Source organism: Streptomyces hokutonensis (genome assembly GCF_000376565.1).
Lineage (GTDB): Bacteria > Actinomycetota > Actinomycetes > Streptomycetales > Streptomycetaceae > Streptomyces > Streptomyces hokutonensis.
The window spans coordinates 81,842-106,599 of record NZ_BARG01000007.1 but is presented as its reverse complement, the minus strand read 5'-3'; the positions used below and the strand labels follow the sequence as shown (position 1 = coordinate 106,599).

Genomic DNA, 24,758 nt, shown 5'->3' with positions numbered 1-24,758 from the left:
TCGCCTTCCTCTGTACTTACGAACGATGACCGTACCGCCCCGGGATGGCCTGACAAAAGCCGAGGGCCCATGCCCGAGCAGGCATGGGCCCCAGGTGATCGGGTCCGGTCGGATCCGGTGATCAGACGGCGACGAGGTCGACCACGAAAATCAGGGTCTCGCCCGGCTTGATCGCCGGGGTCGGGCTCTGGTTGCCGTAGGCGAGGTGCGCCGGGATGGTCAGCTGGCGGCGGCCGCCGACCTTCATGCCCTGCACGCCCTGGTCCCAGCCCTTGATGACACGGCCGCCACCGAGCGGGAACTTGAACGGGGTGCCGCGGTTCCAGCTGGCGTCGAACTCCTCGCCGGTGCTGAAGGCCACGCCCACGTAGTGGACGGTGACGTTCTGGCCCGCCTTGGCGACCTCGCCCTCGCCCTCCCAGAGGTCCTTGATCTCCAGGTCGGCCGGGGGTGCGCCCTCAGGGAAGTCGATCTCGGGCTTCTCGATGCTCACGTCTCTAGCTCCTGCTTGTGTACGACAAGACAACTCGGACAGTCTCGCATCCCGGCCGCGCTCGTGCGTCGGCCAGGCAGTTCACTCGCGGGACTACATCGCCGCCAGGATGTCGACCGCGAACACCAGGGTCTCGCCCTTCTTGATGGTGCCGCCGGTCGGCGGGGTGTCGCCGTAGGCCAGGTCCGGGGGCGCGACGATCAGGACGCGGCTGCCGACCTTCTTGCCGGTGACGCCCTGGGCGAGGCCCTTGACGACCGACTCCATCTGCGAGATCGCGAACTGGCTCAACCGGCCCTGGGAGTACGTCGATTCGAACTGCTTGCCGGTGGACCAGACCACGCCCTCGAACTGGCACAGGATCGTCTGGGACGCCTTGACGACGGCTCCGTCGCCCTCCAGGACGTAGTTCGACACCAGCTTCTTCGGCGGGTCCACCTTCGGGACGGTGACCGAGGGGGCCTTGCCGTCGGTGTTCGTACCGACCTTGGGCAGCGCGGAGTCGGACTGGGCGACGGCCTTGCCCTTGGCGGAGCTCTTGATGTTGAAGGCGTCCTGCACGTCGATCACGAAGACGAGCGTGTCGGTGCCCTTGATGCCGGCCTGGCTGTTGCCCGTCGTGCCGTAGCCCCAGGTCGGCGGGATGGCCATCTCGACGCGGCTGCCGACCTTGCGGCCCGCCAGGCCGTAGCGCCAGCCGTCGATGATGCTGCCCTGGGCGAGCTGGATGACCAACGGGGTCTTGCGGTCGTAGGAGTTGTCGAAGACCTTGGCCGTCGACCAGATCTGGCCCAGGTAGTTGACCTGGACGAAGTCGCCCTCCGCGACGGCCTTTCCGCTGCCCGCGATGACCGTCTTGACCGCGAGGTTCTTCGACGGATCGCCGGTGCCCTTGGCGACCGTCGGCTTCTCGTCGAACTGCGTGCCCGCGGTGATCGCCGGCACCGGACCGTCGACGACCTTCGGCGGCGGAACGGTCGAGGCCGAGGCGGACGGCGACGGCGACGCGCTGGCCTTGCTGGAGGAGGAATCGCTGTCACCGCACCCCGCGAGCGTCACAAGTCCTGCGGGAACAGCGATGAGAAGGGAGCGTCGGCGCACGGTGAAGGCCTCGTATCGGTCGATCTTGTTGATGGCGTGCGCGCAACTCTACGGCGTGGCACGGGCCCCGTACGTGAAACGTACGGGGCCCGTGTGGCGTACCGAATATGTATCCGGACATCGGCATCCGGACGCTTTTGTCTACATTCCGGCGATCAGTTTCTCCACCCGGTCGTCCACGGAACGGAACGGGTCCTTGCACAACACGGTGCGCTGCGCCTGGTCGTTGAGCTTGAGATGGACCCAGTCGACGGTGAAGTCCCGCCGCTGTTCCTGGGCCCTGCGGATGAAGTCGCCGCGCAGCCGTGCCCGAGTGGTCTGCGGGGGAACGGACTTGCCCTCGAAGATCTTCAAGTCGTTGCAGATCCGGGCGGCTTGGCCCTTCCTCTCCAGGAGGTAGTAGAGCCCTCGGCGACGGTGGATGTCGTGGTACGCGAGGTCGATCTGCGCGACCCGCGGGTGGGACATGGTCATGTTGTGCTTGGCCCGGTACCGCTCGATCAGCTGGTACTTCATGACCCAGTCGATCTCGGTGCCGATCCGGTCGAGGTCCTCGGCCTCGATCGAGTCCAGCACCCGGCCCCAGAGTTCGAGGACCTGCTCGACGGTGCCGGTACGGATGCCGCGGCGCTCGCAGAAGTCCACGGCCTTCTCGTAGTACTCGCGCTGCACCTCCAGCGCGGAGGCCTCGCGGCCGCTGGCCAGACGCACCTTGCGCCGGCCCGTGATGTCGTGGCTGACCTCGCGGATCGCCCGGATCGGGTTCTCCAGGGTCAGGTCACGCATCACCGTACCCGCCTCGATCATGCGCAGCACCAGGTCGGTGGCGCCGACCTTGAGCAGCATGGTCGTCTCGGACATGTTCGAGTCGCCCACGATGACGTGGAGACGGCGGTAGCGCTCGGCGTCCGCGTGCGGTTCGTCGCGGGTGTTGATGATGGGCCGGGAACGCGTCGTGGCCGAGGAGACGCCCTCCCAGATGTGTTCGGCGCGCTGGCTGACGCAGTACACGGCGCCGCGCGGAGTCTGGAGCACCTTGCCCGCGCCGCACAGCAGCTGACGCGTGACCAGGAACGGGATGAGGATGTCCGCGAGCCGGGAGAACTCGCCGTGCCGTGCCACCAAGTAGTTCTCGTGGCAGCCGTACGAGTTGCCCGCCGAGTCGGTGTTGTTCTTGAAGAGGTAGACGTCGCCCGCGATTCCTTCCTCGTGCAGGCGTCGTTCGGCGTCCACCAGGAGTCCTTCGAGAATGCGCTCGCCGGCTTTGTCGTGGGTGACCAGTTCGGTCACGTTGTCACATTCGGGGGTCGCGTATTCCGGATGTGAGCCCACGTCGAGATAGAGCCGGGCGCCGTTTCGCAGAAAGACATTGCTGCTGCGGCCCCATGACACGACACGGCGGAAGAGGTACCGAGCCACCTCGTCGGGGGACAGACGCCGCTGTCCCCTGAACGTACACGTGACGCCGTACTCGTTCTCCAGCCCGAAAATGCGGCGGTCCATGAGTGAACATTACGCCCGATCCCCTGTGCTGAAACGGGGTTCGACCGCACGGTTTGGATCATTTTCCGATGAAGCCGCAACGACCGCTCCCCCGGCGGGAGCTGCGAGGACCCGCCCGGTGGCCAGCAGGACCAGCAACGACACCGCCCCGGCGGCCCCCGGCACGGCGAACCCCCACAGGGCTCCGCCGGCCTCTACGACCGGTCCCGCGACGCCCGTTCCGACCGAGGCGCCCACGGTGAACGTCGTCACAAGCCAGGAGAAAGCCTCGGTGACCGTCCCTTTAGGGGCATGCCGGTCCACGATGATGAACGCACAGGCGAGGGCGGGCGCGAGGAACACCCCGGCGAGCACGGTCAGCAGCACCATGGCGACCGCGCCCGGCATGAGCATCAGCGGCAGGTAACACACCGCCAGGAGCCCCACCAGGACCCGCAGTCGGCGCTCGGGCACCCCGGTCCACTGCCGCGCCCCGTAGACCGTGCCGCCCAGCAGCGCGCCGAGACCGATGGCCGCCATGAGCCACCCGTACACCACGTCACCGCCGTGTCCGTCCGCGTACGGCACGGAGGCGACCGTGATGGACCCGAGCGCCATCCCTACGAACAGGAAGGCGCCCAGGAGCGCCAGCAGCCCCGGCGAGCGCAGGGCGCCCAGCCAGTGCGCGGCACGCGGAGCCGACCGCCACGCGCGCGAGGGCGGCGACACCACTACGGAGAGGGCGCCCAGCACCCCGATGACGTTCAGCACGACAAGCGCCACCGGGGCGGACCACAGCGACACGAACACCGTCACGAGCAACGGCCCCACGGTGAACATGACTTCCTGCGCCACGGCGTCCATGGCGTAGGCCGTGTGCACCTGTTCCTCCCGGCGCAGCACGGCCGGCCACAGGGCGCGCAGACCGCCCTCCAGTGGCGGCGCGAAGAGGCCGGCGGCGGCCACGGCGACGTAGGCGAGCGGGAGCGGATCGGTGCCCCAGCAGGCGAAGACGGTCATCCCGAGGGCGGAGAGGATCGCGGCGGGCAGCTGCACGCGCGGCTGCCCGTGGACGTCCACCAGCCGGCCGAGGAGGGGCTGCCCGACCGCGTTGGCGATGCCGTAGACGGCCGCCAGCGCCCCGGCGAGGCTGTAGGTGCCGCCCTCGGCGCGGATGAACAGCACGATCGCGATCGCGGCGGTGGCGTTCGGCAGCCGGCCGACCAGCGTGCCTATGAGCAGGCGAGTGGCGTGTCTCGCCCTGAGGATCTCCAGATATCCCACGGCCATGCCCCACCCTCACGTTTTACGTATAACTTCCATCGTCATACGTACCATGTGCCCTGTCACGAGTCCAGACGGAGCCCGGCCGAAGGAGCAGCCCCACGGTGGCACGAGGCAGCACCCGCCCCACGAGCCGCGACGTCGCCCAGGTCGCCGGGGTGTCACAGGCCGCCGTCTCGCTGGTGCTCGGCGACAAGTGGCGGGGCCGCGTCTCGGAGACCACCGCCGAACGCGTCCGGGAGGCCGCACGCGACCTGGGGTACCGCCCGAACCTCGCGGCCCGCAATCTCAGGCTGGGACGCACTCGTACCGTCCTTCTGGTCGTCCCCGCGCTGACCACGGAGTTCTTCGCCGGCGTCTACACCGGCGCCGCCCGGGTCGCCGCCGAACACGGCTTCGGCGTGGTCCTCTACCCCTCCCCCGAGGGCATCGGCCCCGCCCGCGACCCCTTCGCCTCCGCACAGGCCGCCCTGGACGGCGTCATCGCCTCCTCCATGGCCGCCGACGCCCTCACCGCGATCCGCGGCGACCAGCTGCCCCTGGTGATGCTCGACAGCGACCCGGAGGGCAGCCTCGGCGCCGCGACCGTCAACCTGGACATCGCCGACGGCGTCCGCCAGGTCGCCGAGCACCTGCTGGCCCTGGGCCACCGCCGCTTCCTGCACCTCGCCGCGGACATCCCGTCCTGGACCTTCGAGGTGCGCGCGCGTGAACTGGCCGCGCGGGTGGGCTCCGTGGCAGGCACCTCGGTACGGACGACCCGCGCCCCCATCTCGATCGAGGGCGCCCTGACCGCCGCAGGCGCCGCCCTCTCGGCACCGGGTCCCCGGCCCACCGCCCTGGTCTGCGACGACGACAAACTCGCCGCCGGCGCCTACAAGGCCGCCCGCCGCCTCGGTCTGCGCATCCCGGAGGACGTGTCGATCACCGGCCTGGACGACCTCGCCCTGGCCACCGCCCTCGACCCGGAACTCACCACGGTCCGCCTCGACGCCGAACTCTTCGGGGAACACGGCATGCGCGCCCTCCTGGCGGTCCTGGACGGCCGCGTGCCGGAGGAGGGGGACATCCCGGTGGAACTGGTCGTACGAGGCTCCACGGCGCCGCCGAGCGGCCCCTGAGGCCCCTCGCAACGCCGTGTGCCCCGGCCGATGACCGGCCGGGGCACACAAGGGGTTAAGGGTTTGGGTGAACTCCCATTCACTTCTCGGCGTCGTCCTCGCCGTCGTCGTCGGACTCCGACGAGGCGTCCGCGCTCTCGCCGAGCAGCCGGGACAGCTCGCCGCCGACGATCCGCTTGAACTTGCGGGCCTGCGGGCGGGTACGGTCCAGCACCGCGACCTCCAGGCGCTCGGCGGGGATCTCCCGCTCGCTGCCGTTCGTGTCGCGGGACAGGGACTGCACGGCCAGCTTGAGCGCCTCCGCGAGCGTCATGCCGTCGCGGTGGCGCTGGTCCAGATAGCTGCTGATCGTCTCCGCGTTGCCGCCGACCGCGACCGAGCCGTGCTCGTCCACGATCGAACCGTCGTGCGGCAACCGGTAGATCTGATCGCCGTCGGAGGTGTCCCCGACCTCCGCGACGACCAGCTCCACCTCGTACGGCTTCTCGGCCGCGCTGGAGAAGATCGTGCCGAGCGTCTGGGCGTAGACATTGGCGAGACCGCGGGCGGTCACATCCGCGCGGTCGTAGGTGTAACCACGCATGTCGGCGTAGCGCACGCCGCCGATCCGCAGGTTCTCGTACTCGTTGTATTTTCCGGCGGCCGCGAACCCGATCCGGTCGTAGATCTCGCTGAACTTGTGCAGCGCGCGGGACGGGTTCTCGCCGACGAAGACAATGCCGTCGGCGAACTGCAGCACGACCAGGCTGCGGCCACGGGCGATGCCCTTGCGGGCGTACTCCGCCCGGTCGGCCATGGCCTGCTGGGGTGAGACATAGAACGGCGTCGACACCGGTATCCGTCCCTCTCTTTAAAGTTCCGTCGAAGTCACTGGATCACCTTGAATGAGAAAGGGCCCGCGGTCAGAGCAGCGCGGCGCGCGGACCGTCGGGCTGCTGCAGTCGCCGCTCCAGGATCGAGGCGGCGATCTCGGAGGACTCGTCGTCGGTGAGCCGGCGGAAGCCGTCCTCGGTGATCACGGTGACGATCGGGTAGATCCGGCGGGCCACATCGGGACCACCGGTCGCCGAGTCGTCGTCAGCGGCGTCGTAGAGGGCCTGCACCACGAGGGTCGTGGCCTCGGACTCGGTCAGTCCGTCGTGGAAGAGCTTCTTCATGGCGCTGCGGGCGAAGACCGAGCCGGAGCCGGTGGCCGCGTAGCCGAGCTCCTGGGAGCGGCCGCCCGTCACGTCGTAGGAGAAGATGCGGCCGACGCCGCGGTCCACGTCGAAGCCGGCGAAGAGCGGGACCACGGCCAGGCCCTGCATGGCCATGCCGAGGTTGGAACGGATCATGGTGGACAGTCGGTTCGCCTTGCCCTCCAGGGAGAGTTGGGCGCCTTCGACCTTCTCGAAGTGCTCCAGCTCCAGCTGGAAGAGCCTGACCATCTCGACGGCGAGGCCGGCGGTGCCGGCGATACCGACGGCCGAGTACTCGTCCGCCGGGAAGACCTTCTCGATGTCCCGCTGTGCGATGACATTGCCCATGGTGGCCCGCCGGTCGCCGGCGAGCACCACGCCGCCGGGGAACGTGACGGCGACGATGGTCGTGCCGTGCGGGGCCTCGACGACGCCCTGGGTGGGCGGCAGTTGCCGGTTGCCCGGGAGCATCTCCGGCTGGTGGTCGGAGAGGAAGTCCATGAAGGACGACGACCCGGGCGTCAGGAAGGCAGCTGGTAGACGCCCGGTGCTACGAGTGTTGGCTTCCACGAGGATCCTTCCAAGTAGGCGGCAGCCCGACGAACAGCGTCGGGATCATCTCCCAACTTGCCGATGGCCGAATTGCAGTTGAAGCACAGTACGCAACGGACCCTACCCGTCTCCCGGCAGTGATCCACATGAACGGCGGAGACATTCCTGCACCGCTCGGAATACCGCTCCGAACGCGGCCGGCTCTCCCCGAATCGCACGCGATTCGTGTGCTCGGATGCGAAGACTGCGCGCGGCTTGGTCCCACCGCACCGCACGCAGCACTTCATCTTCGCCTCGCCCGCCACCACGCCACCCCGTTCACCTTCGAATCGAAGGGCAGAGCGACCTACTGGCCGCCCTTTTGAACGAAGGACCGCACGAAGTCCTCGGCGTTCTCTTCGAGTACGTCGTCGATCTCGTCCAGAACCGAGTCGACATCGTCGCTCAGCTTCTCGTGGCGCTCCTTGAGGTCGTCGGTAGCCTGCGCTTCCTCGGCCTGCTCCTCGACCTCCTCCGTGGAGCGCGTCGCCTTCTGCTGTCCGCCGCCGGTGTCCTTGGTCGCCATAACCCTCACCCCGCTCGGTTCGACGTTCTTGATCAGACCCTACTTGCAGGGACTGACATCGGCCCCGCAGTTCCTACAACGTACGGCGGCCACCTCGATGATTCCCGGCCACCGGACATTCCACCCTGTCCGAAGCCCCGGATCCGAGGGTCCTGTCAGCCGCCCGACAGGACCCTGACCAGGTCTTCCGCCGTACGACAGCGGTCCAGGAGCTCCTTGACGTGATTACGCGTTCCGCGAAGCGGTTCCAGGGTTGGGACGCGCTGGAGCGAGTCCCGGCCCGGGAGGTCGAAGATCACGGAGTCCCAGGAGGCCGCCGCGACGTCGTCGGCGTACTGCTCCAGGCAGCGTCCGCGGAAGTACGCGCGCGTGTCCTCCGGCGGTGTCGTACGCGCCCGCTCGACCGTGTCCTCGTCCAGCAGCCGCTTGATACGGCCGCGGGCCACCAGGCGGTTGTAGAGGCCCTTGTCGGCCCGTACGTCCGCGTACTGGAGGTCGACCAGCTGGAGGCGGGCCGCGTCCCAGTCGAGGCCGTCGCGGCGCCGGTAGCCCTCCATGAGCTCCCGCTTGGCGACCCAGTCCAGCTCGCCGGCCAGGCTCATCGGGTCGTTCTCCAGGCGGTTGAGCGTGTCCTCCCAGCGGGCGAGGACGTCCTTGGTCTGGTCGTCCGCGTCGGAGCCGTAGCGCTCCTCGACGTACTTGCGGGACAGCTCGAAGTACTCCATCTGCAGCTGGACCGCGGTGAGTGTCCGGCCGCTGCGGAGGGTGACCAGGCGCTTGAGGGTGGGGTCGTGGGAGACCTGGTGGAGGGTGCGGACCGGCTGGTCCACGGCCAGGTCCACCGCGATGAAGCCGTCCTCGATCATGGAGAGGACCAGGGCCGTGGTGCCGAGCTTCAGATACGTCGAGATCTCGGAGAGGTTCGCGTCACCGATGATCACGTGCAGGCGGCGGTACTTCTCGGCGTCCGCGTGCGGTTCGTCTCGGGTGTTGATGATCGGGCGCTTGAGGGTGGTCTCCAGGCCGACCTCGACCTCGAAGTAGTCGGCGCGCTGGCTGAGCTGGAAGCCGTGCTCGTGTCCGTCCTGGCCGATGCCCACGCGGCCGGCTCCGGTGACGACCTGTCGGGAGACGAAGAAGGGCGTCAGGTGGCGCACGATGTCCGAGAAGGGGGTCTCCCGCTTCATCAGATAGTTCTCGTGCGTGCCGTAGGAGGCGCCCTTGTTGTCGGTGTTGTTCTTGTAGAGGTGGATCGGCTGGGCGCCCGGGAGTTGGGCGGCGCGCTCGGCGGCCTCCGCCATGATGCGCTCGCCGGCCTTGTCCCACAGAACGGCGTCCATGGGGTTGGTGACTTCGGGAGAGCTGTACTCCGGGTGTGCGTGGTCGACGTAGAGGCGCGCGCCGTTGGTGAGGATGACATTGGCGAGGCCGATGTCCTCGTCGGTGAGCTGGGTGGAGTCGGCGGCCTCCCGGGCGAGGTCGAAGCCTCGCGCGTCCCGCAGCGGATTCTCCTCCTCGAAGTCCCAGCGGGCCCGCCGGGCCCGGTGCATCGCCGCCGCGTAGGCGTTGACGATCTGGGACGAGGTGAGCATGGCATTGGCGTTCGGGTGGCCGGGGACGGAGATCCCGTACTCCGTCTCGATGCCCATTACTCGCCGTACGGTCATGCGGCCCTCCTTGCCCGGCGGCGCCCTCGGTCGGGGGCGCCGCTCAAGTACCGCTGGCGCTCCGGTGCGTGTGCGGTGCCCGTCCCCGCACTGCGCGACTCGGCGGTACCGAAGAGCCTAGAACGGCTTTGCGCTGGTGGGGAGATCATTTGCGTCATTGCCTTGCGCGCCCCTTGTCGCGGTCATGGCCTGAAAAACAGTTGGCTGCGGGTACCCGCTTAGGGCACCCGCAGCCACCCTGCTTTTTACAGGTACTGACCGGTGTTCGCCACCGTGTCGATGGAGCGTCCGGTGTCGGCGCCCTGCTTGCCGGTGATGAGCGTACGGATGTAGACGATCCGTTCGCCCTTCTTTCCGGAGATCCGGGCCCAGTCGTCCGGGTTGGTGGTGTTGGGCAGGTCCTCGTTCTCCTTGAACTCGTCCACGCACGCCTGGAGGAGGTGGGAGACGCGGATGCCCTTCTGCTTGTGGTCGAGGAAGTCCTTGATGGCCATCTTCTTGGCCCGGCCCACGATGTTCTCGATCATGGCGCCGGAGTTGAAGTCCTTGAAGTAGAGGACTTCCTTGTCACCGTTGGCGTAGGTGACCTCCAGGAAGCGGTTCTCCTCGGATTCCGTGTACATGTGTTCCACGGCCGTCTGGATCATGCTCTGGACGGTGGTGGTCTTGTCGCCGCTGTGCTCGCCGACGTCGTCGGGGTGGAGCGGGAGGCGCTCGGTGAGGTACTTGCCGAAGATGTCCTTGGCGGCCTCGGCGTCGGGACGTTCGATCTTGATCTTCACGTCCAGGCGGCCGGGGCGCAGGATGGCGGGGTCGATCATGTCCTCGCGGTTCGAGGCGCCGATGACGACCACGTTCTGCAGGCCTTCCACGCCGTCGATCTCGGCGAGCAGCTGGGGGACGATGGTGTTCTCCACGTCCGAGCTGACACCGGATCCACGGGTGCGGAAGAGGGACTCCATCTCGTCGAAGAAGACGATGACGGGTGTGCCCTCGCTGGCCTTCTCACGGGCACGCTGGAAGACGAGGCGGATCTGCCGCTCGGTCTCGCCGACGTACTTGTTGAGGAGCTCGGGGCCCTTGATGTTGAGGAAGAAGCTCTTGCCGGTGGCCTGGCCGGTGACCTCGGCGACCTTTTTGGCCAGCGAGTTGGCGACGGCCTTGGCGATGAGCGTCTTACCGCATCCGGGAGGCCCGTACAGCAGGACGCCCTTGGGCGGCCGCAGTTCGTGCTCCTTGAAGAGGTCGGGGTAGAGGTACGGCAGTTCGACCGCGTCGCGGATCATCTCGATCTGGCCGCCCAGACCGCCGATCTGCTCGTAGCCGATGTCGGGGACCTCTTCGAGGACGAGTTCCTCGACCTCGCTCTTCGGGACGATCTCGTAGACGTAGCCGGAACGGGGTTCGAGCAGCAGGGCGTCGCCGGGGCGGATGGTGATGTCCAGCAGTGGCTCGGCGAGCCGCACCACCCGCTCCTCGTCGGTGTGCCCCACCACGAGGGCGCGTTCGCCGTCCTCAAGGATCTCCTTGAGGGTGACGATGTCGCCGACGCGCTCGTACTCCATGGCCTCGACCACGTTGAGCGCTTCGTTGAGCATTACTTCCTGGCCGCGGCGGAGCTCTTCGAGATCCACGCTTGGGCTGACGTTCACCCGGAGTTTGCGGCCGCCGGTGAAGATGTCCGCGGTGCCGTCCTCGTTGGCCACGAGGAAGACTCCGAAGCCGGCCGGTGGCTGTGCGAGCCGGTCGACCTCTTCCTTGAGGGCCACGATCTGGTCGCGGGCCTCACGGAGCGTGTTGGCGAGTCGCTCGTTCTGGGCGGACACTCCGGCCAGATTGGTCTGCAGCTCGACGATCCGCTCTTCGAGAATCCTCGTGTGTCGCGGAGAGTCGGCGAGCTTACGTCGCAGGACGGCGATCTCCTGCTCAAGGTAGGCAATCTGCCCGGACGGGTCGTCGGACCCTCGTCCCGGGCGGATGCCGCGGTTCATGTCGTCGTCGTGGGCTGCCACGGTCCTCACCTCCTCCAAGGGGAGCTGGACGCTTCCAGACCCTACCTGGGTGGGTGTCGATTGAAACCCCTAGATCACAAAGACTGTCAAGGTGTGTCGTCGGTCACCCTGCGCTCTCCCTCGTGCCGTCTGAATACCCACTCAACGTGATTCAGAAGCCGACTGTTCCAAGGGTGGGTCGGTCAAAATCCTTCATGGGGGACGTGAGTTGCCGTGACGGCGGGTTCGGAACCCGGCGAAATCCCGCCGGGGCGCCCCCTGACGGAGAGTGTCCGGGCGGACGGTGCCCGTCATGTCGTGGCGTGAAACCAGGGATCTCCAGGAAGTGTCGCCCGGGTGCGCAGAGGTAGGGTCGAAGCGTTCAACACCCGGCGGAAGCAGGAGACATCACCGTGCAGGACGAGGCCGCGGCCGACGGAGAGGCGCTGGAGGTCTGGATCGACCAGGACCTCTGTACCGGCGACGGCATCTGCGCCCAGTACGCCCCCGAGGTCTTCGAGCTGGACATCGACGGTCTGGCCTATGTGAAGAGCCCGGACGACGAGCTGCTGCAGGCCAAGGGCGCCACCACGCCCGTGCCGCTGCCGCTGCTGGTCGACGTGGTGGACTCCGCGAAGGAGTGTCCCGGCGACTGCATTCATGTGCGCCGGGTCGCGGACCGGGTCGAGGTCTACGGCCCCGACGCGGCCTGAGGGCTGCCGGGGCGGTGGGTCCGGGGCGTCAGACGCTCTGGGTGTTGCCGGGCGTGGAGCGGACGAACGTGCCGTTCTTCCACTGCCACTTCGCGCTCTCCTTGACGTCCGGACAGCAACTGGGCACGTCCTGGGTCGAGTAGCCGAGCATGGTCGCGAGTACGGCGCCGTCGCGTACGGCGAACTCGGTGACCGTCTCCCGGGATTTCGGCGCGATCAGGGTGGCCACCACGCGCGGCTTGGCGGCGTGGGCGGCCTGGGTCAGGACGTAGACGGCGTCGGGCGGGGTGCCCATGCCGGCGTCGCAGTGGACCACGGCGACCGTCTCCGGCCTGCCGTCGCCGTCGAGGTCGCCGGAGGCCTGCTTCTGGACGACGGCCTTCTGGGGACCGCACTGGATGGGGAAGTCGACCCCTGTGGTCGCGGGGGCCGCTACGGTGGCGGGCGCGTGCTTCGTCTGCGGGCCGGAGGCCTGGGCGGCGCGCGCCGAATCGGGCTGCAGGACCGAGGAGAGCGCCACGACGGCGGCAAGTGCCGTGGCGGTGGCGACCCAGTGGATGGGCCGGGTGTTCGTGTGTGCCAGTTCCAGTTCCGGGACGGCGGAGTGCTGCACTAGGAGTGTCTCCTGTGAGGGCTGTGCCGGTGGGGGTGGCCTGCATGGTGCCACACGTCACAATGCGGGGGAACGGCGGGGTCGGCAGTTCGTTCGCGTGATCGCCCGGGAGGGTTCGGCCGTGGCGGTACGTCAGAAGAAAGACGCCGTGGCCGAGTTCCGGAGGTCTTCCGGGAACTCGGCCACGGCGTTCGTGCGTTGAGTGCGGCACAGGGCCGCCAAGGGTGCGGCGCGGCGGGTGCTAGCGGCCGCCACCGCCGTCCGCGTTCGGGCCGGTGTAGTCGTCGCCGTAGGCGCCCTTGGAGGGGCGGCGGCGGCGCATGGGGGGCTCGACGCCGTCCGCGAGGCGGCGGGCGGTGAGGAGGAATCCGGTGTGGCCGATCATGCGGTGGTCGGGGCGGACGGCCAGGCCCTCGACGTGCCAGTTGCGGAGCATCGTCTCCCAGGCGGTCGGCTCGTTGAAGCTGCCGATCTCGCGGATGGACTCGACGGTGCGGGCGAGCTGGGTGGTGGTCGCGACGTAGCAGCACAGGATGCCGCCGGGCACGAGCGCCTTGGAGACGGCCTCCAGGCACTCCCAGGGGGCGAGCATGTCCAGGATGACGCGGTCGACGTCCGTGTCGGAGAGGTTGTCCTGGAGGTCGCCGACGGTGAGCTGCCAGGCGGGGTGCGGGCCGCCGAAGTAGCGCTCCACGTTCTGCTGGGCGATCTCGGCGAAGTCCTCGCGGCGCTCGTAGGAGTGCAGCATGCCCTGGTCGCCGATGGCGCGCAGCAGGAAGCTGCTGAGCGAGCCGGAGCCCACGCCCGCTTCCACGACGCGCGCGCCGGGGAAGATGTCCGCGAAGGACAGGATCTGCCCCGCGTCCTTGGGGTAGACCACGGCGGCGCCGCGGGGCATGGACAGGACGTAGTCGGGGAGCAGGGGGCGCAGCGCGAGGTAGGCGACGTTTCCGGTGGTGCGGACAACGCTGCCCTCGGGAGCGCCGATCAGCTCGTCGTGCGGGAAGGAACCCTTGTGGGTGTGGAAGTTCTTCCCCGCTTCGAGCGTGAACGTGTAGTGGCGGCCCTTGGGGTCGGTCAGCTGAACCTGGTCCCCGACCTTGAAGGGCCCGCGCCTGCGGGCGGCACCGGTCGGTTCGGACATGTGACCAGCCTACCGGCGATTGCGGGGGCCGCCGACCACGCGCGCGTGCCTCAGTTCGGGCGGGCCATGGCCTTCACGAAGGCGCGCTCCACGTCGGCCGCGGACAGGACGCCGTAGATCTCGCCGGTCTCCTCGACCACGAGGTATTCGGTGGCGGGGGTCGCGCGCAGGGTGTCGAGGAGGTCCTCGCCGGCCAGTTCCGCGGAGACGCGCATGCCCTCGGTGAGGTCCTGGGCGAGGCCGCTGACCGAGACCCAGGGGCGGCGGTGTTCCGGGACTCCGACGATGGCGGCCTCACGGACGAGGGAGAGCGGCTGGCCGTCGGCGTCGACGACGACCAGGGCGCGGGCGCCGGCCGCGTTGGCGCGGCGCAGGGCCTCGGAGAGCGGGGTGTTGGTCTCGACGGGGACCGCGCGGCGGGTGAGGTTGCGGGCGCGGAGGTCAGGGAGATGCTCCCGCAGGCGGGCCATGCGGAGGCTGTTGCCGGCGCCGGTCCAGATGATCGCGGCGAGGATCGCGGCCAGGAGGGCGTCCGTGACGGTGTCCATGCCGCTGATGTCCTCGGTGTTGGTGCCGAGGGCGCCGGTCTGCGTGAGCAGCGGGAGGCCGATCAGGACGGAGACGGCGAGGGCGCGGCCGACCCAGGCGGCGGCGATCGTGCCGCTCATGGGCCTGCCGGTGATCTTCCAGACGACGGCGCGGAGCATCCGGCCGCCGTCGAGGGGCAGGCCGGGCAGGAGGTTGAAGGCGGCCACGATGAGGTTGGAGACCATCAGGCCGGCCAGCAGGACGCCCGGGACGGTGCCGGGCTCCACAGGCTGCATGGCCAGGTAGAAGATGCCCGACAGGATCAGCGAGAGCAGCGGGCCCACGAAGGCCAGCACGAACTCCCTGCCGGGGGTCTCGGCCTCCTTCTCGATCTCGGAGACCCCGCCGAAGAACTGCAACTGGATGCGGCGGACCGGGAGTTTGAAACGGAGGGCGGCGACGGTGTGCGCGAGCTCGTGCACCAGGACCGAGCCGTAGAAGGCGACCGCGAAGAAGAGGGCCACGAGGTAGCGGGCGGCACCGAGTTCGGGCAGCACACGGTCCAGCTGGCCGCCGAACACCCAGGTGATCAGCGCCGCGACGAGGAACCAGCTGGGCGCCACGTAGACGGGCACCCCGAAGGGCCGCCCCATCAGCAGGCCCCCACCGGGCTCCTTGGGGCGCTGCGGGGGGCGTCCCTTGGGCATGGGGGTGCCGGTGGGGAGGGCGTCGGGGGGTGTGGGCGCGTCCGTGTAAGGGTGCGGCTCTGTGTGGGCGTGGGGGCGGTCGGGGGCCCGGTCGGTGGGGGGCTGGTCGGCGTGGGGGGTGGTGCCTACGTCGGGGGTGCCGGTCGCGGTGTCCGTGTCGGGGTGTGGGGTGGGGGTGGTGGACTGCGTGCCGGATACCGGGGTCGACGGAGCGGCGGAGTCGGCGGGCTGCGTGCCCGATACCGGCGACGAGGGGTCGGCGTTCGCGGCGGAGTCGCCGGACTGCGTGCCCGCTTCAGGCGCCGGTGCGGCCTCGTGCGGGGCGGAGCCTGCGGACGGCGTACCCGAAGCCTGCGCCAACAGGCCGTCGTGCGAGGCAGAGTCAGCCGACAGCGGACCGGATACCGCCCCCAACGCGTCGTCGTGCCCGGTGGAGTCGACGGACGGGGTACCCGAAGCCTGCGCCAACAGGCCGTCGTCCGAGGCAGAGTCAGCCGACAGCGGACCGGATACCGGACCCGACACATCGTCGTGCCGGGTCGAGTCGGCAGACGGGGTACCCGAAGCCTGCGCCGACGGGTCGTCGTCCGGGGCAGAGTCAGCCGACGGCGTACCCGATGCCCGCGCCGACAGGCCGTCGTCCGGGGCAGAGTCGGCTGACGGTGTGGCCGATGCTCGGGTCGGCAGGACTTCGTGCGGGGTGGTGATGTCGGACGGCGTGACCGATTGCGGCGACGGCGGGCCGTCGGTCGCGGTGGGCTCGGACGCTGGTGCCGGCTCGTCGCGGTCCGTCGGTGTCGTGCCGGACGGAGTCGGGGTCTCCGGGTCGTCGGAGGTGGTTGGCTTCGTGTGGTTCGTGGGCGGCGTGTCGGGGTTCTCGACGTGGCGGGTGGGCCGCTCGGCGCCGTTGTGCGGGGTGGAGTCGTGTTTCGGTTCGGGGGTGCCGGGATCGGCGGCCGGGGTCGTGGCGCCCGTGGCGTGTTCGGTCGGCTCGTCGTTGCCGGACCGCGGCTGTGCGCTGCCGCCGCTCTCGTCCACGGTGTCCCCTCGTTCGAAGCGTCCTCCGCGCCAGCCGGGCGGAGGGGTCTCGGGTCGATGGTATGCGGCGGTCGCGACGCGTTCCGCCCCGGCACCCCCCGTGTTTCCCCGGCTGTCGCGGGCGCGTCGGGCGGGGGCGGGTCACTGTCAGTGGCGGGCCGTAAGGTCTGTGGGCATGGAGACGAGTGCGGAGGGCGTCGCGGGGACAGTCGGCGACGAGGGCGCGACGGCGGAGCCGGGCGCGGCAGCGGCAGTGGAGACGGCGACGGTGGGTGTGGTCGAGCGTGTCGCCATAGCGCCCGCCTCGCTGTCCCCCTCGCGTGCCAGCGACTTCATGCAGTGCCCGTTGCTGTACCGGTTCCGGGTGATCGACCGGCTGCCCGAGAAGCCCAGCGAGGCGGCGACCAGAGGGACCTTGGTGCACTCGGTCCTCGAGCGGCTCTTCGACGCGCCGGCCGCCGAGCGTACGGCGCCGCGCGCGAAGTCGCTGATCCCTGGGCAGTGGGACCGCTTGCGGGAGACCCGGCCGGAGGTCGTGGAGCTGTTCGCCGACGATCCGGAGGGCGAGCGGCTGGCGCGCTGGCTCGGGGAGGCGGAGCGGCTGGTGGAGCGCTGGTTCTCCCTCGAGGATCCGACGCGGCTTGAGCCCGCCGAGCGCGAGATGTTCGTCGAGGCCGAGCTGGACTCGGGGCTGAAGCTGCGCGGGATCATCGACCGGGTCGATGTGGCACCCACGGGTGACGTACGGATCGTCGACTACAAGACGGGCAAGGCGCCTCGGCCGGAGTACGCCGAGGGCGCGCTGTTCCAGATGAAGTTCTACGCGCTGGTGGTCTGGCGGCTGAAGCAGGTCGTGCCGCGGCGGCTTCAGCTGGTGTACCTGGGCAGCGGGGACGTGCTGACGTACGACCCCGTCCTCGCGGATCTGGAGCGGGTGGAGCGCAAGCTGCTGGCGCTGTGGGAGGCGATCCGGCTGGCCACGGAGACGGGCGAGTGGCTGCCGCGGCCGACCAAGCTGTGCGGCTGGTGCGACCACCAGGCGGTGTGCCCGGAGTTCGGCGGCACTCCCCCGCCGTATCCGCTGCCGGTGCGGGCGCCCGGCAGTGTCCCGACCGAAGGCACTGCAGCGGACGGTGACTCCACAGGGGGCTAGCGGCAGCCGACGCCGCTTCAGCCCACGAGGCGATGAGGCGACGGCGCAGCGGCCCACTCCGGCACCGCCCCCGAAGTCAGCGGCCCACGCCCTCCCGGTGGGCCCCGTCGGCCCGGTCGGGTAGTCACCTGTCGCGCAGGGCAGAATGGGCCCGGGCTAGCGAAGGAGACTCACGTGGCCATCCGCGTCCTACTTGTCGACGACCAACCGCTGCTGCGCACCGGGTTCCGGATGATTCTGGAGGCCGAGCAGGATCTCGCGGTCGTCGGCGAGGCCGGTGACGGCCTGCAGGCGCTCGACCAGGTGCGGGCTCTGCAGCCCGATGTCGTGCTGATGGACATCCGTATGCCGCGGATGGACGGGGTGGAGGCGACCCGGCAGATCACCGGCCCCGGGCGGGACGGCCCGGCCAAGGTGCTGGTGCTGACCACCTTCGACCTCGACGAGTACGTGGTGGAGGCGTTGCGGGCCGGTGCCAGTGGCTTCCTGCTGAAGGACGCGCCGGCGAACGAACTTGTGCAGGCGATCCGGGTGGTGGCGGCCGGCGAGGCCATGCTCGCGCCGAGCATCACGCGGCGGCTGCTCGACAAGTACGCCGGTCATCTGCCGTCCGGTGACGAGCCGGTGCCGGACGCCCTGCACACACTGACCGAGCGTGAGGTCGAGGTGCTGAAGCTGGTGGCACGCGGGCTGTCGAACGCGGAGATCGCCGCCGATCTGTTCGTCAGCGAGACCACCGTCAAGACGCATGTGGGGCACGTCCTCACCAAGTTGGGCCTGCGCGACCGGGTCCAGGCGGCGGTGTACGCGTACGAGAGCGGGCTGGTGCGCCCCGGCGCGCAGTAGAGACGACGTAAGAGCGGAGAGGGCGCCCCTTCCTGACAGGGGCGCCCTCTCCGTGTCTGCGGGGCGGATTCAGTCCTCCAACAGGCCAGTGGCCGGCCCCGCCGCGATGGGCGGGACCGGCCACTGGTGGAACTGCTCACTGCGTTGTCAGGCGGTCAGACTCCGCGGCCGAGCTCCCACAGCTGAAGCGTGGAGGAGGAGTTGAGCACGTACGCGGTGCCAGTGATGTCGTCGCGGGCGGCGACGTACTGCTTGCCCTGCCAGAGCGGGATCAGCGGGACGTCCGTGGCGACGATGTCCTGGATGCTGGTGAGGCTCTTGGCGGCGGCGAGCCGGTCGGCCTCGCGGCGGGACTCCGGGATCAGGGTCTTGATGATCTCGGGGTTGCTGTACGGCAGCTTGAGGAAGTTGTCCGTGTCGAGGAACGGCGCGAGGTAGTTGTCGGCGTCGGGGAAGTCGGGGAACCAGCCCATGCCCCAGACGTCGTACGAGCCCTTGCGCTCGGCCGGGACGAACGTCGACCAGGGCTCGCCCTTGATGGTGACGTCGAACAGGCCGCTGCTGTTGAGCTGCGTCCGAAGCTGCTCGAACTCGTCCTTGGTGGCCGAGCCGTAGTGGTCGGTCGTGTAGTGCAGCGTGAGCTTCACCGGGGTGGTGATGTTGGCCTTCTCCAGCAGGGACTTGGCCTTGGTGGCGCTCGGGTTGCCGTACTTGTTGAAGAACGAGTTCGAGTGGCCGGTGATGGTCGCGGGGACCATCGAGTAGAGCGGCTCGGCCTCGGTGCCGTAGACCTTGGAGACGAGTTCGCCGCGGTCGATGAGCTGGGCCATCGCCTCGCGCACGGCCTTCGTCTTGACGGTCGCGGCGTCGGTGTTGAAGGCCAGGTAGCGGATCTCGAGACCGGGCATCTCGACGAGGTCGATGTCGCCGTTCGAGTCGTCGCCGAGCTTCTGGATCTGCTCCGGGGACATGGTGCGCGTCATCACGTCGATGTCGCTCTTGCTCAGCGCGGTGCCCATGGAGGTGGCGTCCGCGAAGGTACGCATCTCGACCTTGCTGTTGTTCACCTGCAGAGTCCCCTTGTAATTGGGGTTCTTGGTGAACGTGGCCGTGGTGATCGCGTCGTCCTTCTGCGAGACCGAGAGCGTGTACGGGCCGGAGCCGTCCACACTGAAGCCGTCGCGCAGCTTGTCCTTCTGGTAGTCGTCGGGGTTCACGATGCCCGCGACCGGGGTGGACAGCTTGTACGGGAAGGTGGCGTCGGCCGTCTTCAGGTGGAAGATGACCTCGCGGTCGCCCTGGGTCTCGACGGTGTCGACGGTCGACAGCAGGGCGAACACACCACTGTCGGCCTTGATGCGCATCGCGCGGTCGATGGAGTACTTCACATCGGCCGCGGTGATCTTGTCGCCGTTGGCGAACTTCAGACCCTCGCGCAGGGTGCAGGCGTAGCGCTCGCTGCCGGTGTCGGTGAAGCCGCACTTCTCGGCGGCCTCGGGGACCGGGTCGCCCTCGCCCTTGGGCTGGATCATCAGGGTCTGCACGGTCTGGCGCAGGATGTTCCAGGTGCCGACGTCGTAGGCGTAGGCGGGGTCGAGCGGCGCCGGAGCGTCCTTCGTCGCCTCGAACCGGTCCGTGGTGCCGACGACTATCGCTCCGTCGCCGGAACTCCCGCTGCCGGAACCGCCACAGGCGGCGAGCACCGGCGCGAGCAGGCCGACGACGGCCGGCAGCACCAAAGTCTTGCGGTTCATGCTCGAGTTTCTCCAGAGCTGTTCGATTCCGTGTATCCGGCATGCATGGGGTGGTGACGCCGATCACGGGGACAAGGGCGATGTTCTCGCGTTGAGATTAGTCCGGACCCGCACAGGGGTTCGCGGCCACCGTAGTTGAGTTCCCATCACGCTGCGGAACCGGCTGTGGACAGACCGAAAACCCGTCGGCGGAAGGATTAGTGCAGCGTTTCACCAATCGGGACACAACGGTGCGTGATCGGCCTCAGAAATGGGGTGAACAGCACAGGACGGCCGCGATGTCGACTCCCGTGCACGTGGGGAACCTCACACCCTCAACTCGGTTGGAGAGCACCCGAATTCGACCGGTCGACCGAGCGCGAATTCCTTTCCCATTGGACTTTGCACGCTCGGTGAACGGCTGACGCATTTCCGTCATCGGTCGGTCATCAGTCCGCGCAGAAATGCCAGGTCGACGACTTCCAGCGAGGTCACGACGGTGCGCCGGGCGGCCGGGGCGATGGGCTGCACGGACGGCACGGCCACCACCAGACAGCCGGCGGCCTCCGCCGCCGCGACACCGGTCGCGGTGTCCTCGACGACCGCGCAGCGGGCCGGATCGACGCCCAGGCGGGCGGCGGCGAACAGATACGGGTCGGGGTGGGGCTTGGTGCGCGCCACCTCGTCTCCGGCGACGGTCAGCGCGAAGTGCTGGGGGCCGAGCGCGGTCAGGACGCGGTCGATGATGCGCCGGTGCGAGGCGGAGACCAGGGCGGTGGGGATCTCGTACTCGGAGAGCTCGGCCAGGAGTCTGGCGGCGCCCGGCATCAGCGGCAGGGCTCGCCCGATGCGGTCCTCGAAGCCCGCGTTGAGCAGGACGGACAGCTCGGCGAGGGTGATGTCGGCGCCGGTGGCCTCGATCAGGAAACCGGCGCTGCGGGTCATGGGGCCGCCGACCACGACATGGCGCCAGGAGTCGTCGAGGGTGTGTCCGAGGGCGCCGAAGACCTCGACCTCGACGTCCCACCAGAAACCCTCGGTGTCCACCAGGGTGCCGTCCATGTCGAGGAGTACGGCCTGAAGCGCGGAGCCTTCGGCCGTACGGGTTCCGAGCGCGGGAACCGTGCTGGTCATCCTGGCGCACCTCCTTGAGGGACGATCAGGCCGGCCACCCCTGAAACACACAAGGGCGACCGGCCTGCGGTGGACCGACCAGTGTACGACTTATCCGATCAACGTGCGTTGAAGTACTTCGCCTCGGGGTGGTGGATGACGATCGCGTCCGTGGACTGCTCCGGGTGCAGCTGGAACTCCTCCGACAGGTGGACGCCGATGCGCTCGGGCTCCAGCAGGTCGGCGATCTTCGCGCGGTCCTCCAGGTCGGGGCAGGCGCCGTAGCCGAGGGAGAAGCGGGCGCCCCGGTACTTGAGGGCGAACATGTCCTCGACGTTCGCGGGGTCCTCACCGGCGAAGCCGAGTTCGGAACGCACGCGCGCGTGCCAGTACTCGGCGAGCGCCTCGGCCAACTGGACGGACAGTCCGTGCAGTTCGAGGTAGTCGCGGTAGGAGTTGGACTCGAAGAGCTTGGCGGTCTCCTCGCCGATGCGGTTGCCGACGGTGACGATCTGGAAGCCGACGACGTCCTTCTCGCCGGACTCCTCGGGCCGGAAGAAGTCGGCCAGGCAGAGCCGGCGGCCGCGGCGCTGGCGCGGGAAGGTGAAGCGGGTCCGCTCGTTGCCCTCGTCGTCCAGGATGATCAGGTCGTCGTCCTTGGACACACAGGGGAAGTAGCCGTAGACGACGGCCGCTTCGAGGAGGTTGTCGGTCTGGAGCCGGTCCAGGAGGCCGCGCAGCCGCGGGCGGCCCTCGGTCTCCACCAGCTCCTCGTACGACGGTCCCTCGCCCGTACGGGCCTGCTTGAGGCCCCACTGGCCCTTGAAGAGGGCGCCCTCGTCCAGCCAGGAGGCGTACTCCTTGAGCTGGATGCCCTTGATGACCCGGGTGCCGCGGAACGGCGGGGTGGGGATCGGGTTGTCGACGGCGACGTCGGAGCGGACGTGGCCCTCCTCGGGGCGCTCCTCGACCTCTGTGACGGCCGCGGTCGCCCGCACCCTGCGCTGCTTGAGCTCGGGCAGCTTCGCGCCGGGCACGCCCCGCTTGACGCCGATGAGGGCGTCCATGAGGCGCAGGCCCTCGAACGCGTCGCGGGCGTAACGGACTTCGCCCTCGTAGATCTCGTGCAGGTCCTGCTCGACGTAGGCACGGGTCAGGGCGGCGCCACCGAGGATGACCGGGTAGTCGGCGGCCATCTTGCGCTGGTTGAGCTCCTGGAGGTTCTCCTTCATGATCACCGTGGACTTGACCAGGAGGCCCGACATGCCGATGACGTCCGCGCGGTGCTCCTCGGCGGCTTCCAGGATCGCGGAGACCGGCTGCTTGATGCCGAGGTTGACGACGTTGTAGCCGTTGTTGGACAGGATGATGTCGACGAGGTTCTTGCCGATGTCGTGGACGTCGCCGCGCACGGTGGCGAGCACGATGGTGCCCTTGCCCTCGGCGTCCGACTTCTCCATGTGCGGTTCGAGGTAGGCGACCGCGGTCTTCATGACCTCGGCGGACTGGAGCACGAACGGCAGCTGCATCTGGCCGGAGCCGAACAGTTCGCCGACGACCTTCATGCCGTCCAGGAGCGTCTCGTTGACGATGTCCAGGGCGGGGCGGGTCTGAAGTGCCTCGGCGAGGTCGGCCTCCAGGCCGTTCTTCTCGCCGTCGATGATCCGGCGCTTGAGCCGCTCGTCCAGCGGGAGGGCGGCCAGCTCCTCGGCGCGGCCCGCCGTACGGGACTTGGTGGTGGCGCCCTCGAAGAGGGCCATCAGCTTCTGGAGGGGGTCGTAGCCCTCGGCGCGGCGGTCGTAAATGAGGTCGAGCGCGGTCTGCACCTCCTCCTCGGTGAAGCGGGCGATCGGGAGGATCTTCGAGGCGTGCACGATCGCCGAGTCGAGGCCCGCCTTGACGCACTCGTCGAGGAAGACGGAGTTGAGCAGGACGCGGGCGGCCGGGTTGAGGCCGAAGGAGATGTTGGACAGGCCCAGGGTCGTCTGGACGTCCGGGTGGCGGCTCTTGAGCTGTCGGATGGCCTCGATGGTGGCGATGCCGTCGCCGCGGGACTCCTCCTGGCCGGTGCAGATGGTGAAGGTCAGGGTGTCGATGAGGATGTCCGACTCGTGGATGCCCCAGTTCGTCGTGAGGTCCTCGATCAGCCGCTCGGCGATGGCGACCTTGTGCTCCGGGGTGCGGGCCTGGCCCTCCTCGTCGATGGTCAGCGCGATGAGCGCGGCGCCGTGCTCCTGCGCCAGCCTGGTGACCTTCGCGAAGCGGGACTCGGGGCCGTCGCCGTCCTCGTAGTTGACGGAGTTGATGACCGCGCGGCCGCCGAGCTTCTCCAACCCGGCCCGGATGACCGCGACTTCGGTGGAGTCGAGGACGATCGGCAGGGTGGAGGCGGTGGCGAAGCGGCCGGCCAGTTCCTCCATGTCGGCGACGCCGTCGCGGCCCACGTAGTCCACGCAGAGGTCCAGCATGTGGGCGCCCTCGCGGATCTGGTCGCGGGCCATCTCCACACAGTCGTCCCAGCGGGCCTCCAGCATGGCCTCGCGGAACTTCTTCGAGCCGTTGGCGTTGGTGCGCTCGCCGATCGCCATGTAGGCGGTGTCCTGGCGGAACGGAACCGTCTGGTAGAGCGAGGCGGCCCCCGGCTCGGGCTGCGGGTGGCGCTCGGTGGGGGTCGCCTCGCGGACCCGCTCGACCAGCTGGCGCAGGTGCTCGGGCGTCGTACCGCAGCAGCCGCCGACCAGGTTCAGGCCGTAGTCGCGGACGAAGTGCTCCTGCGCGTCCGCCAGGCCCTCGGGGTCGAGCGGGAAGTGGGCGCCGTCCTTGGTGAGGATGGGCAGGCCCGCGTTCGGCATGCACAGCAGCGGGGTGCGGGAGTGGCGGGCCAGATAGCGCAGGTGCTCGCTCATCTCGGCGGGGCCCGTCGAGCAGTTCAGGCCGATCATGTCGATGCCGAGGGGCTCGAGCGCGGTGAGCGCGGCGCCGATCTCGGAGCCCAGCAGCATGGTGCCGGTGGTCTCGAAGGCCATCGAGACCAGCAGGGGTACGTCGACTCCGGTCGCCTCCATGGCGCGGCGGGCGCCCAGGATCGACGACTTGGTCTGGAGGAGGTCCTGGGTGGTCTCCACGATCAGGGCGTCGGCGCCGCCGGCGAGCAGGCCCTCGGCGTTCGCCTGGAAGCCGTCGCGGAGGGTGGCGTAGCCGATGTGGCCGAGGGTGGGCAGCTTGGTGCCGGGGCCGATGGAGCCGAGGACCCAGCGGCGGCGGCCGTCGCGGGCGGCGAAGTCGTCGGCGGTCTCGCGGGCGATGCGGGCACCGGCCACGGAGAGTTCGTGGACGCGGTCGGCGATGTCGTACTCGGCCATCGCGGAGTGGTTGGCGCCGAAGGTGTTGGTCTCGACGCAGTCGACGCCCGCGCCGAAGTACTCCTCGTGGACCGAGCGCACGATGTCCGGGCGGGTGATGTTGAGGATCTCGTTGCAGCCTTCGAGGTTCTCGAAGTCGTCGAGAGTGGGCTCCTGCGCCTGGAGCATGGTGCCCATGGCTCCGTCGGCGACCACCACGCGGGTGGCGAGTGCCTCTCGGAGCTCGGACACACGGGTCCGGCTGTCGGCAGAAGGGGTCAGTGGCGACGAGGCCATGAAGGGGCTCCCTGGAGTGCGACGGCTGTCGGCTTTGCGGCTTCCCTGGGAACCTCTCACGGAACTCCCCGGGGAGCTTGCACGCCGCCAGGGTAACG

General features: G+C 69.1%; 19 protein-coding genes and 1 pseudogene. 4 read left to right on the top strand and 16 right to left on the bottom strand.

What is annotated here, in order from left to right; all coding sequences use genetic code 11:
* Positions 1 to 121: 121 nt before the first annotated feature.
* The 4 genes from SSP08S_RS03145 to SSP08S_RS03130 form a co-directional block, all read right to left on the bottom strand.
* Positions 122 to 493, bottom strand: a complete 372-nt coding sequence (locus tag SSP08S_RS03145; protein ID WP_019066120.1) for an FKBP-type peptidyl-prolyl cis-trans isomerase — start codon at positions 491 to 493, stop codon at positions 122 to 124.
* Between the two features lie 93 nt (positions 494 to 586).
* Positions 587 to 1,594: an FKBP-type peptidyl-prolyl cis-trans isomerase gene (locus SSP08S_RS03140; RefSeq protein ID WP_026178138.1), complete on the bottom strand. Its 1,008-nt coding sequence runs from the start codon at positions 1,592 to 1,594 to the stop codon at positions 587 to 589.
* 141 nt (positions 1,595 to 1,735) lie between these two features.
* Positions 1,736 to 3,097 (bottom strand): Pup--protein ligase, encoded by a 1,362-nt coding sequence (gene pafA / locus SSP08S_RS03135; protein ID WP_019066118.1) that lies wholly within the window; start codon positions 3,095 to 3,097, stop codon positions 1,736 to 1,738.
* Positions 3,098 to 3,106: 9 nt separating this feature from the next.
* Positions 3,107 to 4,366 (bottom strand): MFS transporter, encoded by a 1,260-nt coding sequence (locus tag SSP08S_RS03130; protein WP_019066117.1) that lies wholly within the window; start codon positions 4,364 to 4,366, stop codon positions 3,107 to 3,109.
* 98 nt (positions 4,367 to 4,464) lie between these two features.
* Between SSP08S_RS03130 and SSP08S_RS03125 the strand changes: the two genes are divergently transcribed.
* A complete protein-coding gene (locus SSP08S_RS03125; RefSeq protein ID WP_019066116.1) occupies positions 4,465 to 5,481 on the top strand; it encodes a LacI family DNA-binding transcriptional regulator in 1,017 nt (338 codons plus the stop codon).
* Between the two features lie 79 nt (positions 5,482 to 5,560).
* Here the strand turns inward: SSP08S_RS03125 and prcA are convergent, their stop codons facing one another.
* From prcA to arc, 6 genes and pseudogenes are all read right to left on the bottom strand, one after another.
* Positions 5,561 to 6,313: a proteasome subunit alpha gene (gene prcA, locus SSP08S_RS03120; RefSeq protein WP_019066115.1), complete on the bottom strand. Its 753-nt coding sequence runs from the start codon at positions 6,311 to 6,313 to the stop codon at positions 5,561 to 5,563.
* Positions 6,314 to 6,383: 70 nt separating this feature from the next.
* The gene (gene prcB, locus SSP08S_RS03115) at positions 6,384 to 7,229 is read right to left on the bottom strand and encodes a proteasome subunit beta (RefSeq protein WP_026178137.1); all 846 of its coding nucleotides are present in this window, start codon (positions 7,227 to 7,229) and stop codon (positions 6,384 to 6,386) included.
* Positions 7,181 to 7,366 (bottom strand): annotated as a pseudogene (locus SSP08S_RS59000) (endonuclease domain-containing protein); the annotation flags it as partial. The pseudogene SSP08S_RS59000 and the gene prcB, both read right to left, overlap by 49 nt.
* A 191-nt stretch (positions 7,367 to 7,557) precedes the next feature.
* Positions 7,558 to 7,776, bottom strand: coding sequence for a ubiquitin-like protein Pup (locus SSP08S_RS03105; protein WP_019066113.1), 219 nt, complete (start codon positions 7,774 to 7,776; stop codon positions 7,558 to 7,560).
* Between the two features lie 155 nt (positions 7,777 to 7,931).
* On the bottom strand, positions 7,932 to 9,443 hold the full coding sequence (dop, locus tag SSP08S_RS03100; protein WP_078532319.1) for a depupylase/deamidase Dop: 1,512 nt from the start codon (positions 9,441 to 9,443) through the stop codon (positions 7,932 to 7,934).
* 245 nt (positions 9,444 to 9,688) lie between these two features.
* A complete protein-coding gene (gene arc, locus SSP08S_RS03095; protein ID WP_019066111.1) occupies positions 9,689 to 11,455 on the bottom strand; it encodes a proteasome ATPase in 1,767 nt (588 codons plus the stop codon).
* A gap of 386 nt (positions 11,456 to 11,841) precedes the next feature.
* Here arc and SSP08S_RS03090 point away from each other — a divergent pair, with 386 nt between their 5' ends.
* Positions 11,842 to 12,147, top strand: a complete 306-nt coding sequence (locus SSP08S_RS03090) for a ferredoxin (protein WP_078532318.1) — start codon at positions 11,842 to 11,844, stop codon at positions 12,145 to 12,147.
* 28 nt (positions 12,148 to 12,175) lie between these two features.
* Here SSP08S_RS03090 and SSP08S_RS03085 read toward each other — a convergent pair whose 3' ends face one another.
* From SSP08S_RS03085 to SSP08S_RS58700, 3 genes are all read right to left on the bottom strand, one after another.
* Positions 12,176 to 12,760 carry a hypothetical protein gene (locus SSP08S_RS03085; protein WP_019066109.1) on the bottom strand — a complete coding sequence of 195 codons (585 nt, stop codon included), beginning with the start codon at positions 12,758 to 12,760 and terminating at the stop codon, positions 12,176 to 12,178.
* A 241-nt stretch (positions 12,761 to 13,001) separates the two neighbouring features.
* On the bottom strand, positions 13,002 to 13,904 hold the full coding sequence (locus SSP08S_RS03080; protein WP_019066108.1) for a tRNA (adenine-N1)-methyltransferase: 903 nt from the start codon (positions 13,902 to 13,904) through the stop codon (positions 13,002 to 13,004).
* A gap of 50 nt (positions 13,905 to 13,954) precedes the next feature.
* The gene (locus SSP08S_RS58700; RefSeq protein ID WP_439654569.1) at positions 13,955 to 15,607 is read right to left on the bottom strand and encodes a site-2 protease family protein; all 1,653 of its coding nucleotides are present in this window, start codon (positions 15,605 to 15,607) and stop codon (positions 13,955 to 13,957) included.
* 745 nt (positions 15,608 to 16,352) lie between these two features.
* Here SSP08S_RS58700 and SSP08S_RS03070 point away from each other — a divergent pair.
* On the top strand, positions 16,353 to 17,330 hold the full coding sequence (locus SSP08S_RS03070; RefSeq protein ID WP_019066106.1) for a RecB family exonuclease: 978 nt from the start codon (positions 16,353 to 16,355) through the stop codon (positions 17,328 to 17,330).
* A gap of 174 nt (positions 17,331 to 17,504) precedes the next feature.
* Entirely contained in the window at positions 17,505 to 18,176 is a 672-nt protein-coding gene (locus SSP08S_RS03065; protein ID WP_019066105.1) for a response regulator, read from the top strand.
* A 155-nt stretch (positions 18,177 to 18,331) separates the two neighbouring features.
* Here the strand turns inward: SSP08S_RS03065 and SSP08S_RS03060 are convergent, their stop codons facing one another.
* The 3 genes from SSP08S_RS03060 to metH all read right to left on the bottom strand — a co-directional run bounded on the left by SSP08S_RS03060 (position 18,332) and on the right by metH (position 24,660).
* Complete coding sequence (locus SSP08S_RS03060) at positions 18,332 to 19,930, bottom strand: ABC transporter substrate-binding protein (protein WP_019066104.1); 1,599 nt, start codon at positions 19,928 to 19,930, stop codon at positions 18,332 to 18,334.
* A 414-nt stretch (positions 19,931 to 20,344) separates the two neighbouring features.
* On the bottom strand, positions 20,345 to 21,043 hold the full coding sequence (locus SSP08S_RS03055; protein WP_019066103.1) for an HAD family hydrolase: 699 nt from the start codon (positions 21,041 to 21,043) through the stop codon (positions 20,345 to 20,347).
* Positions 21,044 to 21,141: 98 nt separating this feature from the next.
* Positions 21,142 to 24,660 carry a methionine synthase gene (gene metH / locus SSP08S_RS03050; protein WP_019066102.1) on the bottom strand — a complete coding sequence of 1,173 codons (3,519 nt, stop codon included), beginning with the start codon at positions 24,658 to 24,660 and terminating at the stop codon, positions 21,142 to 21,144.
* Positions 24,661 to 24,758 lie beyond the last annotated feature (98 nt).